At 44.4% G+C, this 13116-nt stretch carries 9 protein-coding genes and 1 tRNA gene; 6 read left to right on the top strand and 4 right to left on the bottom strand.

Going from position 1 to position 13116, the window contains the following annotated elements:
- The first annotated feature begins 47 nt into the window (after positions 1-47).
- Positions 48-449 carry a VOC family protein gene (locus ACDQ55_RS06915; RefSeq protein WP_420980552.1) on the top strand — a complete coding sequence of 134 codons (402 nt, stop codon included), beginning with the start codon at positions 48-50 and terminating at the stop codon, positions 447-449.
- Positions 450-624: 175 nt separating this feature from the next.
- On the opposite strand, the gene ACDQ55_RS06910 is transcribed toward ACDQ55_RS06915, so the two are convergent.
- The 3 genes from ACDQ55_RS06910 to ACDQ55_RS06900 form a co-directional block, all read right to left on the bottom strand.
- Positions 625-1185: an RNA polymerase sigma factor gene (locus ACDQ55_RS06910; protein ID WP_420980551.1), complete on the bottom strand. Its 561-nt coding sequence runs from the start codon at positions 1183-1185 to the stop codon at positions 625-627.
- A gap of 389 nt (positions 1186-1574) precedes the next feature.
- Entirely contained in the window at positions 1575-2438 is an 864-nt protein-coding gene (locus ACDQ55_RS06905; RefSeq protein ID WP_420980549.1) for a TraB/GumN family protein, read from the bottom strand.
- A 226-nt stretch (positions 2439-2664) separates the two neighbouring features.
- Positions 2665-3780 (bottom strand): suppressor of fused domain protein, encoded by a 1116-nt coding sequence (locus ACDQ55_RS06900; protein WP_420980548.1) that lies wholly within the window; start codon positions 3778-3780, stop codon positions 2665-2667.
- Positions 3781-3879: 99 nt separating this feature from the next.
- Between ACDQ55_RS06900 and ACDQ55_RS06895 the strand changes: the two genes are divergently transcribed.
- From ACDQ55_RS06895 to ACDQ55_RS06875, 5 genes are all read left to right on the top strand, one after another.
- The gene (locus tag ACDQ55_RS06895) at positions 3880-4647 is read left to right on the top strand and encodes an NIPSNAP family protein (protein ID WP_420980547.1); all 768 of its coding nucleotides are present in this window, start codon (positions 3880-3882) and stop codon (positions 4645-4647) included.
- 343 nt (positions 4648-4990) lie between these two features.
- Positions 4991-5062: transfer RNA gene (locus tag ACDQ55_RS06890), tRNA-Met, on the top strand.
- Positions 5063-5217: 155 nt separating this feature from the next.
- Positions 5218-5652, top strand: a complete 435-nt coding sequence (gene yiaA, locus ACDQ55_RS06885) for an inner membrane protein YiaA (RefSeq protein WP_420980546.1) — start codon at positions 5218-5220, stop codon at positions 5650-5652.
- Between the two features lie 529 nt (positions 5653-6181).
- Positions 6182-9121, top strand: coding sequence for a SusC/RagA family TonB-linked outer membrane protein (locus tag ACDQ55_RS06880; protein ID WP_420980545.1), 2940 nt, complete (start codon positions 6182-6184; stop codon positions 9119-9121).
- 20 nt (positions 9122-9141) lie between these two features.
- Entirely contained in the window at positions 9142-10776 is a 1635-nt protein-coding gene (locus ACDQ55_RS06875) for a RagB/SusD family nutrient uptake outer membrane protein (RefSeq protein WP_420980543.1), read from the top strand.
- A 185-nt stretch (positions 10777-10961) separates the two neighbouring features.
- On the opposite strand, the gene ACDQ55_RS06870 is transcribed toward ACDQ55_RS06875, so the two are convergent.
- On the bottom strand, positions 10962-13091 hold the full coding sequence (locus tag ACDQ55_RS06870) for an alpha-ketoacid dehydrogenase subunit alpha/beta (RefSeq protein ID WP_420980541.1): 2130 nt from the start codon (positions 13089-13091) through the stop codon (positions 10962-10964).
- Positions 13092-13116 lie beyond the last annotated feature (25 nt).

Below are 13116 nucleotides of genomic sequence, written 5' to 3'. Positions count from 1 at the left end.
CGTATATTCATTTTATTAACGCCCATCTTATGCAAACTAATCGCTCCATGCCTGTTAACACAATCATTCCAGTGCTGGTGTATGAAGATATAGACCAGGCGATCACTTGGCTAAGCACTACCTTTGGTTTCCGTTTACGCTGGCGTGCTGGTAACCACCGGGCGCAACTGGCTTTAGGAGAAGGCGCCATTGTTGTTAGTGCAGGTATGGGAGAAGCACCCACCTCCCCGAGGCAAGACTCCGTGATGATACGGATAGCAGATGCGGATACACATTATGCCCAGGTGAAGCAGCAAGGTGCGCAAGTATTAGAACCGCCTACGGATTTTCCTTATGGAGAAAGACAATACCGCGTAGTTGATCCTTGGGGGCATTACTGGACCTTCTCTCAGTCTATTGCAGACAAACTGCCAGAAGAATGGGGTGGCACTGCAGGAGAGGCCCTATAAAACGTATACTTCTTCCCAGACTACTAACCTGCTTTTAGTGCATACAAAATCATTGGACCAGGTCTATAAAAAGCATTTACAGACCTGGTTGGAAATTTTTTTCAATAGAAGTCCTCTCACCCGCTAAGGCGCTAGCAGCCTATCATACACATTCATCTTTTAAAAGCGAGAGGGATTAGAGGTGGGCCGGATGAAAATAACCACGTAGTATTTTAACAGCAGTACCTATCTGGTTTTTTACCGTTTGAATACTGGTATTCATTTCTGCTGCAATTTCTTTGTGGCTTTTTTGGTCGTAATGTCTTAACCTGAAAGCTACGGATGATTTAGGCGGTACTTTACTTTTTAACGCCTTATTCACCTCATTATAGATCTCCTTACTTTCCAGGGGATCTTTAGGGGTAAACGGTTCATCCGGAATGATGCTGGTGAATTTCTTTTCACGAGTGATCTTATTGAGGCAGCGGTTACGCACACTCGCATACAGGTAATTCCTCATAATGGAAGTACTGTCCCGGTTCTGATAATTGGCATCAATCTTAAGGAACAGTTTCTTTTGCCAAAAATCAATAAAAAATTCCTGTAACAGGTCTTGCGCTTTGTCTTCGTCTTTTAACATATCTATTGCCAAAGACATCAAGAAATGACGATACTTTTTATACACGATGGTAAATGCATCGGCACTACCATCCCTGAGCAGGTCCAGGAGGACGGAATCTTGGTTGTTTTGTTGCATTCTTATTCCCTTTTGAGAAATGGTTTAGGAAAAAAACTTTTAAGCTGTCCCTGTTTTAGAAAGTTAAATTTCTAATGGTTTAAGACGATGGTTTAATTTGGTTTTACTATGCATCCCCATTTTAAAATATTAACTTAAAAGTAATGCTATAAAACATGTATTTTGGTTAATCAATTGTTAATCAATAATGTTTTTAAAATGGTAAGATTCAATGCCATGGCCTATTAAGAGAGAAAATAATTCATTAACAAATGTAGCCATCATGTAACTAAATGGTTACATAAAAATGTACGTTTTTTCATGTAAACAAATACCTCCTTTATAGCGCCGCAAAAGCGAGCCATAGAGGAGGTATTTGTTTAATCATAACTGCCTGGTAAATTCCGTTTCTAATTCAGCACGGGTTTAACAGTATATCCCTTATCTCTCAATAACCTGATCATTCCCATAGGACCTACCAGATGAGCGGCTCCTATGGCAAAAAAGCAGCTTTTATTTTTCATCATTTCAGGCATTCTCACTGCCCAGTTGTTGTTCCGTACTTCCAGCAACCAGTGAATCGTATTAGCATCCATCTGATTCGGCGCAGTCATAAACCGGTATATACTGTCCAGGTTCTGATCTTTGTAAAAAAACAGCAGGCGGTTCATTTCTGCTTTATTGCTATCGAATAATTTTATCTGGGAGATAATTTCCTCATCCGTATAGGATTTAATAAAATAGTCCAGCTCTTCTTCTATCCCTTCCAGTGCACCTACGGGTTTACTGGCTGTTTGAGCCATATCGAGGAATGCTTTTTCGAAAGACATTGGCTGCTCACAGGAGAAAGATTTCTGTGCCAGCAAAACCAGCGTCATTACGAGTTTATAGTTTTCGAAAACCTGGAGAGGAACGCCGCAAACCTTTTTCAACACCGCATCCACTGTGTCGTAGTTTTGTTGGGATAATTTTTTACTCAGTGGCGTATCAGACAACATTACTTTCTGCATTATCTCCTGTGTTTTTGGATCACCGATATTAGTTTCAATCACCAATTGCTCCGCTTTGCCGAAAGCTTGTTTAGCTTTATCCGGCATCACAAAATCTTTTTCACAGATCATATGTATAGTGCCGTAGAGATAGGAAGACTTCTCCAGGCCATTACCACTTATTTCCCAAAGCAGGGATTTTTCCAGGGACTGTTGCGCATAAGCACAGGTGGTAATGCAGATAAATAATAGCAAGGTGATCGTACTACGATGGATGTTTTTCATTTGTTTAATTTTCTTTTCAGGATTAGTAACTGGTATAATCATTTCGTTACACCTATTTCATAAATTTCTTTAAGATACAAAACCTCAAATAAAATGAGGGTGTATCAAAATTTGACACACCCTCATTTTTCCGGGTTCCCGATGGAGTCGGGAGTTTGTTTAAGCGCTTCTTCGTCGCTTTATCTCTTGCTACCCTCTCTTTACATGGCCATAAGAATAAGCGGGTTTATCCAAATGGCAATTCATCCCGTTTTGTGACCAGGTGATTCAGGTCATGTGCTATCATGCTTTCCAATAGAATAGCGCCTGCATTGGGCCGGGCGTGGGCAAATTCACGTTCCAGCTTTGTTATGGGCGTTAGCCAGTACAAGTTCACTTTATCTCCATATACTTCTGGCATTTCCACTGTGGGGCCGTTGTATAGGGAGGTAGATACAATAAGGCTTTCAAAAGGAGCGGGCAATTCATCGGAAGGGATAGTATGCCCTTCTCCCAACCAGGTTACTTGTTTCCAGGGCCGGTCTGCCAAACCGGTAATAATACCGGCCAATACCATAATTTCCTTTTCAGTAAAGTCTTTTTTGTTGACCGCTATCCCCAGTTCCATTCTCCGGAAGTTTGGCGCCCTCTCTGTGTACAGTAGTTCTACCCAGGGCATGGGCCGTATACCGGCTCCCAGGGTGAGCAAGTATACAACATCTTCGTTTTCAAACCTGGCCAAACCAATAGGCGGCCATTGTCCGCCATCGATGGCGTAATATTTCTGAATAGGACCCCATTGCGCCTCATAGGCTTTCAGGTACTTATCCTGCAGGATACCCCATACTTGGCTGGTTTCATCTGTCCATTCTTCCCAGAAAGCAATGGCCCTGTCTACCCGGTCGTACATAGCATTCCCACCTCTTTTACCCAGGGGCATGAGGCGGTCGTTATCACCAGCGCCAATACAGTCGGCTGCATAAGCGATCGCATGTTCATCGTTGTAAAGGCTCCAGCCGGGTATTACACCCAGTATTTCGCCATCATAGAGCACTGCAGCGCCGTCGCCTTCCTCCATCCACACAATAGATAACCGGTTTTTTTCCAGTGGTTCCTTTCCTTGCGGGTGGTTGCTATAACGGGCTTCCAGCATGGGAGCCATTCCCTCCTTCATAGCGGCGGTATCACGTGTTTCCGGCGCCGGCTTCAGATTCCGCAACCAGCAAGGACGCGGAGAATATTTGGTGGTAAGTAATTCGGATGGATAGAGATAAAAGTAGGCTACTCTGTCGTCCTGTTCCACAATCGCATACATCGTTCCCCGATTGTTGGGCTGATCGATCAATATTACCGGTTCAGACATAATCTCATTTTTATGGTGCAAAAATAAAGCATTGTTCCGGGGTATAAATCCTGATTTATTTACTGTATTTTGTCATTTATTACACAATTAATTTTTCTTATGAAGTATTCCACCTTATTACTGGTATTGCTGTTGATCTGTTCAATGAAGCTATATGCAAAAGACCGTCAATATTATCAGATTAAGATTTACCATCTAAAAACACAGGAACAGGAAGCACAGGTAGACAATTACCTACAAAAAGCCTTATTGCCTGCTTTACATCGGATGGGTATCAAACAAGCTGGCATATTTAAACCCGTTACTATAGATACAGCAGATATCAAGATATATGTACTGATCCCCTTTCAATCACTGGAACAGTTTGTAGGACTGGAGAAAACCCTGGAAGCCGACAAATCCTACCAGGCTAACGGAAAAGACTATATTGATGCTGCCTGGAACAATGCGCCATACAACCGTATAGAGTCTATATTATTACAGGCTTTTCCGGGCATGCCTGTATTGGAGGCGCCTGTACTCCAGGCATCTAAAAACGAACGGGTATATGAGCTGCGCAGTTATGAGAGTCCTACAGAAAAGTATTTTGTGAATAAAGTAAAGATGTTCAACATCGGTGATGAGATCAGTATTTTCAAAAACCTTCATTTTAACGCCGTTTTTTATGCCAGTGTTATTGCCGGTTCCCGGATGCCTAACCTGATGTACATGACTACTTTTAATAGCAAGGAAGACCGGGATGCCCATTGGAAGGCATTTAATACAGATGCTAAGTGGAAAAGCCTTTTTGCTATGGAAGAGTATAATCATAACGTATCTAAATCCGACATCTTGTTTTTAAGACCTACTGATTATTCGGATCTGTAGTATCCGGAAACAATAAAAAACGGCGGCGCACCAACGAAGATGATGTGCCGCCGTTTTTTATTGCACTCCAGCGGTATCAATCAACTATTTTAACACGCCGGATGAGTTATTCTTCATGGAAATACTACGCATTCAATAAAAAAAGAAAAAAAATATGTGCTTGTTTTTCAATGGTTTACCTGTATCGCCAGAATCGCCGCAAATGCAATACAACACTACATTACAGCCTGCCGGCGTTGTCAGGATTATGCATAACTCATTTATTGCTAAGCACTAAGAAGCCTTGATTATTTTAAAGTGAAATTTTGTAGTTTAAATTATTTACCTACATTTGCAACCACATTGCGAGGTAGAGCAGAGGTAGCTCGTCGGGCTCATAACCCGAAGGTCAGTGGTTCGAATCCGCTCCTCGCTACAAAGAAAAAGTCCTGGACAGATTGTTCAGGACTTTTTTTATGCGCAATCCTGAAATAAAAAATAAATAGTATTATTACAGCAGGCCAACAAACTGCTGATAAACGTTTTTGTTAGCCATCAATTTGAATCCCATTAAACAAATGTCCTCTACCAATGAAACAAAAACCTTCAATGGCATTTATTGCCGCCTCCTGGATAGCAGTGATTGCAGGTGTTCTGGGCTTTATCATAGGCTTATGGAATGCTACTATGCAACTGAATGAAAAAGGTTATTATTTTACAGTACTGATGTATGGCTTATTTGCTGCCGTTTCTGTACAGAAATGTGTAAGGGACCGGCTGGAGGCAATCCCTGTTACCGATCTTTATTATGCGCTTAGCTGGGTATCTATGTTGCTAACTATTGTGTTGCTGACTGTAGGATTATGGAATGCCACCCTGGCGCCTAGTGAAAAAGGGTTTTATGCCTTCGCATTCCTGCTGAGTGTTTTTGGTGCTATTACCGTACAAAAAAACACCCGCGACAGCCAGGCCTTCAATATTGTTGCTCCCGGCAGTCCAAAAGAAACTGTGAATACCAACAATTAACGTATAGTCAACCGGGTAAGGGTAAGATCAGCTAAAAAAAATGTTAAAAATGATTTCATTTAATGTAAATAAGTATTACTTTTAATCTGCGTAGAGATAAAAGTGTTGTAGTAATAAAACCCGATTTTACTATAAAAGGTTCCACGAATCTTTTTTTAAACCAATTTGCTAAATCGATTTTTTAATGACTTTACCGATCATTGAGAAATCGTTGTATTACAAGCCGCGTATGAATGAAAAAACAACATAAAATCTTATAATTTCAGGGCATAGCCTTAGAGGAAAACTTGTTATTTATTGTTAGATCGTATGATGTACAACAAATAAACTGTACTGTTAATCATCATGTGAATATTGCTTATGCCAGGAATACCGGTATCTGAAAGATAATCGGATACCCTTCTTACAATTTTCTTAATTCATTAAACTGTACCCGACTGATAAAAACATCGGCCTATTTTTTTATTGCTAAATCGGTTTTGCAATAGCAAAAAAGCTGGCCCTTATTAACCAAATCAAAAAAAAGTATATGCACAAACGATCCACCGTTTGGGCGCGGACCTGTATTGCCAGTACAGTGCTGTTGCTCCTCTCAATGTTCGCCTTCTCACAAGGTAAAACGGTATCCGGCAGAGTAACGGATGCCAACGACAACACCGGCCTCCCAGGCGTTGCCATTCAGGTAAAAAATTCCAAAGTAGGCACTCTTACCAAAGCGGATGGTTCCTTCAGTCTGCAAGCACCAGACAATGCCATATTAGTATTCAGCCTTATGGGATACCAGCAACAGGAAGTTTCCGCCACAGCTGTTGCGCAAGTTAAACTCACTGCTGTTATCAAATCATTGCAAGACGTAGTGGTAGTAGGTTACGGTACGCAAAAAAGAAATGAAATCACTACCGCTGTAGCCACCGTTAAAGCAGAAAATTTTAACCAAGGTGGTTCCAGATCGCCTATGGACCTTATTCAGGGTAAAGTACCTGGCCTTTCTGTTACCAGAACACAGGGTAACAACCCTAACAGTAGCGCATCTATCCAGATCAGGGGCATTAGCTCCATTTCCGGTGATATGAACCCGCTGATCGTGATAGACGGTATTCCTGGCGGTAACCTCGACCTATTGCAACAAGATGATATCGCCACTTTCGATGTATTGAAAGATGGTTCTGCTGCCGCTATTTATGGTACCCGTGGTAACAACGGTGTGATCCTCATCACCACCAAAAAAGGAAAAGCCGGCGAGCCACAATATACCTATTCCACTTACCTACAGCGGGAAGCGGTAGCTAAAAGACCTAGTGTGCTCAGTGCTGCCGAATACGTAAAAATTGCCGGCGCCTCCAACAACCAGGGTGCAGACATTGATATGTATGACCTGCTGCTTAATAAAGAAAACCTTAGCCAATACCATAACTTCGCAGCCTCCGGCGGCTCTCCCAACAGCAACTACCGGGCTTCCCTTTACTACAACGATGCAAATGGTATTGCTATCGAAAACGGCCGTAAACAATACGGTGGCAGGTTAAACGTAAACCAAACAGGCTTGCAAGGAAAACTCTCCCTGCAATTGAATCTGGCCACCAACTTTAATAAAGCCAATATGAATGGCGGCGCTAGCGGCGACTTTGAACAATCTGTGCAACGTAACCCTACTGCTCCCATTTTTGATCAAAATGGTAAATATATTGAAACCAACGGCTTCAACAACTACAATCCCCTGGCCCGTTTACGCCAGGAATTGAGTGAACGGGATCAAAAAACCTATTCTGGTGACGCCCGTGTAACGTTAGAGCCTATACGTGACCTGAAAGTTTCCGCTTTCGGGGCCATTGTACGCGACGAGTGGAACGACCGTCAGTATCGCAGTAAAGATTCCCGCAGTTCTGTTCAGAACTACCTTGGCGGTGGCTATGCCTACAAAGGCAACCGCTCCGCACAAGACAGGACCTTTGAAGCTACAGCAGACTATACTAAACGGCTGAATGAAGACCATACCTTCAACATCATGGGCGGCTACAGCTACCAATACAGCACACAGGAAACCTATAGTATGGACAATAACGGCTTCCTCACCGATGCTTTCCAGGACTGGAACATCGGCGCAGGTAATGCTATTAACGACCCGAAACTGCCTCGTCCATCACAAAGCAGCAATAAAGTAGACAATACCCTGATTGCTTTCTTCGGCAGGTTAAACTACAACTACCGCCAAAAATACATGCTGCAGGCTATCCTCCGCCATGAAGGTTCTTCCCGTTTCGGCGCCAATTACAAATGGGGTAATTTCCCGGCACTATCCGCAGGATGGGTGATCTCTAACGAACCTTTCATGCAGAACATCGCTGTGATCAATAACCTGAAACTGCGTGCAGGTTATGGTGTTACCGGTAACCAAGGTATCCCTAACTATCAGTCTCTCATCACCCTGGGAACAGGTGGCGCTTACCTCCAGTATGGCAAATGGATACAGACTTATGGTCCTAATAAAAACCCTAACCTAGACCTGAGATGGGAAAAGAAAAAAGAACTCAACGCCGGGTTGGATATCTCCCTGCTGAAAGGCAGACTGGGTGGCTCTCTGGATATATACAGCCGTAAAACTGTAGACCTGTTGTTCGGCTATTCTGCTCCCCTGCCTTCCAATATTGTGGATAACATCTTCGCCAACGTAGGTACTATCTCCAATAATGGCGTAGAGATCATGATCAACACTATCCCAGTAAAAACCAAAGATTTCGTATGGAACAGTGATCTTTCCTTCAGCTCACAACGGAATAAAATGGTGTCTTTCTCTAATGCATTCTTTAAGTCTACAGAAAAATACTTCGGCAGTCTTCCTTCACCTGGTAACTTAGGCTCTGCTATCCGCGTAGTGGAAGGTGGTCCGCTGGGCACCTTCTACGGATACCGGTTTGCCGGTTTTAATGACAACGGTAAATGGCTGTTCTATAAAAAAGATGGCTCCAAAGTTACTACCACCGATATCAACGACAACGATAAAACCGTATTGGGCAATGGTATCCCTAAATACATGGCATCCTGGAGCAATACTTTCCGTTATAAAAACCTGGATCTCACCTTGTTTTTCCGCGGAAAATTCGGCTTCAAGATCCTTAACCTGCAAGACCTGTACTTTGGCAATAAAAAATGGTCGCCTAATAATATGCTGACTTCTGCGATCGGCAAAAACGCACAACTGAACGATGATCCCCAGTTTTCTGATTACTACCTGGAAAAAGGTGATTTCGTAAAACTGGATAATATCACACTGGGCTATAATTTCAAGCTGAACACCAAGTATATCCGCAATCTGCGCGTATATGCGAGCGGCCGTAACATTGCCACCATCACCAAATACAGTGGCCTGGACCCTGAACTGCAGGACACCGCCCTGGATTCCGGTATTGACGGCAGAGGATTTTACCCACGTACAAGATCTTACACCATAGGTCTGAACATTGGATTTTAAAAGCAGTAAAACAGACACGCATGAAAAAGAATAAAGTATATATCAGTGCAGCCTTGCTGGCTCTCAGTTTGAGCGCCTGCACCAAGCTCAATGAAAAACCATATAGCGAAATTACCGCAGATAATTTCTACCATAATAAACAAGAAGTACTGGCAGCTGTACTTCGCCCATTTACCCATGCCAATGCGTGGGCGGCTCCTACCGGACAAGTGGGCTACTGGCGCCTTCAGGAACTGTCGGCCGACCAGCTGGCATGGCCGCAGAAAGGCCGCCACGGCTACGATGGTGGTAACTGGATACGGCTGCACAACCACACCTGGATTGCCAACGACGACAACGCCTGGAACCCCTGGCGCCTTATGTTCTGGGGCATGGGCTTCTGTAACAATACGATCAAAGACCTTAGCACCCTGGATTTTGCTAAAATAGGCATGACCGAAGCCGATAAAACCAGCATCATTGCTGAAACCAAAGTGCTGCGGGCCTGGCATTACCTGAAGCTGATGGACCTTTACGGTAATATTCCTATTGTAACAGAAGTGGGCGTACCTACATTACCTGCCACCAAACCCAGAAAAGAAGTATTTGAGTTTATAGAGAAAGAGATCAAAGATAATGTAGAACAATTGCCAAAATTGTCGCCTGAACTGGTAGGCCGTGTCAGCAGAGCAGGCGCCTACGCCATGCTAGTTGAACTTTACCTGAATGCACAAGAATGGACCGGCACTCCCCGTTGGGACGATTGCATTAGCTATTGCGACAAAATCATCGCTGGCGACGGCGGTTCGTTAAATGGCGCTATTCCCGCCCTGGAACCGGATATTTTCCGTGCCTTTGCCAATACCAACAGTACTTCACCAGAAGACCTGTTCCAGATTGCTTATGATTTTAGAAGCGGCAATTTCCGCTTCGGTTGGGAAGGTGACTTCTGGCATTACCGCCAACGCCAGATCTACAACGCAGACCGCGATGGCAACAATGGTATAGTAGTAATTCCTACTGCCTACGACGCTTTCAAAGACAACGACCTGCGTAAACAGAACTGGATGCTCTTAGGACCACAGAAAAAAGATCCGGCACTGCGGGCCAATGAAGCCGATAGCGTGGTATTGGGCACAGAAGAATACAATGGTAAACCATTGGTATTCGTAAAAGAAATCCGCAGAAATTCTGAAGGAGAAACCGGCCCTGGTGGCATGACCCGTGGAGAAGAAAACAGCGGCGCACGTTTTGCCAAATATGTACCTGGCAAATTAGATGATCCAAACTATTGGGGCAACGACTTCGTGTTATACCGTCTCACAGAAATCTATTTCAACAAAGCTGAAGCGCTGATGCGCAAAAATGGTAACGTAGCTACCCAGGAAGCGGTAGACCTGATCAATACCTGTAAGAAGCGTGCTTTCCGCGCGGAAGATTGGACTACGGAAGCTTATACTACCACCAGCCTTACCATGGATGAATTACTGGCAGAAAGAGGCCGTGAGTTTATCTTTGAAGGCAAACGCCGTACAGACCTCATCCGCTTTGGTAAATTTACCACCGGCACCTGGTGGGATCACCAACCTTCTTCAGACAAATACAAACTGTTCCCTATTCCATTCAAACAAACCTCTATCAATCCAAATCTGGTACAGAATAAAGGTTATGAATGATAAACTTTGTAGTCCTATTATAGTAAGCGGCAACAGGACTATGTGAAAACGAACGGTGATGTTTTAGTTATACAACAACAGGGTGTGTCTTAACAAAGATTACACCCTGTGTTGTTTTTACCCTGGGAGATAAATAATAAGCTGTTGTCTTTCAGAAATCTCCTCTTGGAATGGGGGAACTGTAATTACCAAGCCAACAATTCACGGATGACCGCTTCTACTTTGGCCGATGTGGGCAACATCTCTGCTTCCAGGTTGGTGTTCAACGGTACGGCAGGCAAGTCTAATGCACCAAATGCACGTACAGGGGCATCCAGAAAACGGAAACAGGACTGTTGAATACGGCCAACCAGCGCCTGGGCAAATGAGTTGTTCAATTGTTCTTCTGTTAGCACCAGGCATTTGCCATGCCTACTTACCATGTCATACACCAGGACTTCGTCAAGTGGATATAAAGTGCGTAAGTCTACAATAGCTATTTGTCCGGGGAATGCTTTAGCTGCCGCTTTAGCCCAGTAAACGCCCATACCGTACGTAATCACACAAAGGGTATTTCCGCCGGCAGTATCCTTCGGGTGTGCCTGTTGCACTACCGCGGCTTTTCCCAAGGGTAATATATAGTCTGCCGCAGGTTCCGGCATCATAGCTTCCAGGGTACCCGGAACTTTGCTCCAGTATAATCCTTTATGTTCCAACATCACCACCGGATTGGGGTCCAGGAAAGCAGCCTTCATTAAGCCTTTCATATCGGCTGCATTGGAAGGGTATACCACTTTAATTCCCTTAATAGTTAACAGCGTAGATTCTATACTACCGGAATGGTATGGACCGCCGCCGCCATAAGCGCCGGCAGGCACCCGAATAAGGGTTTGCACAGGATACTTACCCTTAGTCAGGTAACAAGACTTAGATATTTCGGTTACCAACTGGTTAAAGCCGGGATAGATATAATCTGCAAATTGTATTTCCACGATAGGCTTCACCCCGATAGCCGACAGACCAGCTGTAGCGCCTATAATATAGGCCTCCTGTATAGCCGTGTTATACACGCGATGCGGGCCAAATTTTTCGCCCAGGGTAGCCGCTTCCCGGAAAACTCCGCCTAGCCGGCGTCCTACATCTTGTCCGAACAAGATGGCTTCCGGATATTGCTGCATAATTTCCTCTACGGCATGCAGGGCTGCATCCACCATTACTACTTTAGTTGTGTTGCCATTAGTGCGGTGACCGCTTTCCATAGTAACCGGTGTAGGGGCAAATACATGGTCTGTTACGGTTTCAGGCAAGGGCTCGGGGGCCTTTACCGCATTATCGAAAGCAGTTCGTATATCCATAGCCGCTGTTTCCGCTATCTGCTCCAGGGTAACTGCAGCGATGCCTTGTTTCAGGAGCAGTGCATGCAATTTAGGAACAGGATCATTGACAGCATGTTTTTCCAAGTCTTCCGCGCTCCGGTACCATTCTTTACGCACACCAGAAGTATGGTGTCCTAATAATGGTACTTTTGCCTGCACCAATATAGGCTTTCGCTCCTGGCGTACATAATGGATAGCCGTTTCCATAGCAGTGTAGCTGGCTGTAAAATCGCTGCCATCTACCCGCATGCGCTCCAATCCTTTAAAGCCGGCTGCATATTCATAAGCATCCATGGTACGTACTTCCGCCGCAGTAGCCGAGATACCCCAATCATTGTCTTGTATCAGGTATATGATGGGCAGCTGTTTCAGTACAGCAAACTGCAAGGCCTCACTTACTTCCCCTTCTGTTACGCTGCCATCTCCCAGGGAACATAGTACAATGGGGAGTTCTCCATCCGGGCCTGTTTTCAGGAGGTGGGAATGTATTTCTTCTAAGTATTGAATACCCTGAGCCATACCCGTGGAAGGTATCACCTGCATTCCAGTAGCACTGCTCTGATGGGGAATCTGCGGTTTGTCTGGCCGCCGGCTGTTAGGGTGGCTGTAATAGGACCTTCCTCCCGAGAAGGGGTCGTTTGCCTTGGCTAATAGTTGTAACATCAGTTCGTAGGGAGTAAAACCCATCGCCAGTAACATACTGTCATCACGATAATAAGGGCTTACGTAGTCCCATGGCCGCAGCTGCAGGCCGGTAGCAATTTGTATGGCTTCATGCCCCCGGGAGGTAGAATGTACATATTTGCAAATGCTTCGGTTAGCTTCATAAATGGCGGCCATATTGCCGGCTTCACACATCAGGCGCCAGGCGGTTAATAATTCCGCCAATTCGCCGCTATCAGCTCCCTGATTGGAGGCAGGCGTTTTTAAAGTTGAAACGCTTGTGCTATCTTTAAACACGGTAAGACTGTTTTGGTGATGATGG

The organism is Chitinophaga sp. 30R24 (genome assembly GCF_049056765.1).
Taxonomy (GTDB): Bacteria; Bacteroidota; Bacteroidia; order Chitinophagales; family Chitinophagaceae; genus Chitinophaga.
The sequence above is the reverse complement of the archived record's forward strand: the minus strand, read 5'-3'. Positions and strand labels throughout refer to the sequence as shown.

Bases quoted from the DNA above. Each gene is read 5' to 3' on its own strand.
- ACDQ55_RS06915 (WP_420980552.1), top strand. From the start codon at position 48: ATGCCTGTTAACACAATCATTCCAGTGCTGGTGTATGAAGATATAGAC.
- ACDQ55_RS06895 (WP_420980547.1), top strand. From the start codon at position 3,880: ATGAAGTATTCCACCTTATTACTGGTATTGCTGTTGATCTGTTCAATG.
- ACDQ55_RS06880 (WP_420980545.1), top strand. From the start codon at position 6,182: ATGCACAAACGATCCACCGTTTGGGCGCGGACCTGTATTGCCAGTACA.
- ACDQ55_RS06900 (WP_420980548.1), bottom strand. From the start codon at position 3,780: ATGTCTGAACCGGTAATATTGATCGATCAGCCCAACAATCGGGGAACG.
- ACDQ55_RS06875 (WP_420980543.1), top strand. From the start codon at position 9,142: ATGAAAAAGAATAAAGTATATATCAGTGCAGCCTTGCTGGCTCTCAGT.
- yiaA (WP_420980546.1), top strand. From the start codon at position 5,218: ATGAAACAAAAACCTTCAATGGCATTTATTGCCGCCTCCTGGATAGCA.
- ACDQ55_RS06905 (WP_420980549.1), bottom strand. From the start codon at position 2,438: ATGAAAAACATCCATCGTAGTACGATCACCTTGCTATTATTTATCTGC.
- ACDQ55_RS06910 (WP_420980551.1), bottom strand. From the start codon at position 1,185: ATGCAACAAAACAACCAAGATTCCGTCCTCCTGGACCTGCTCAGGGAT.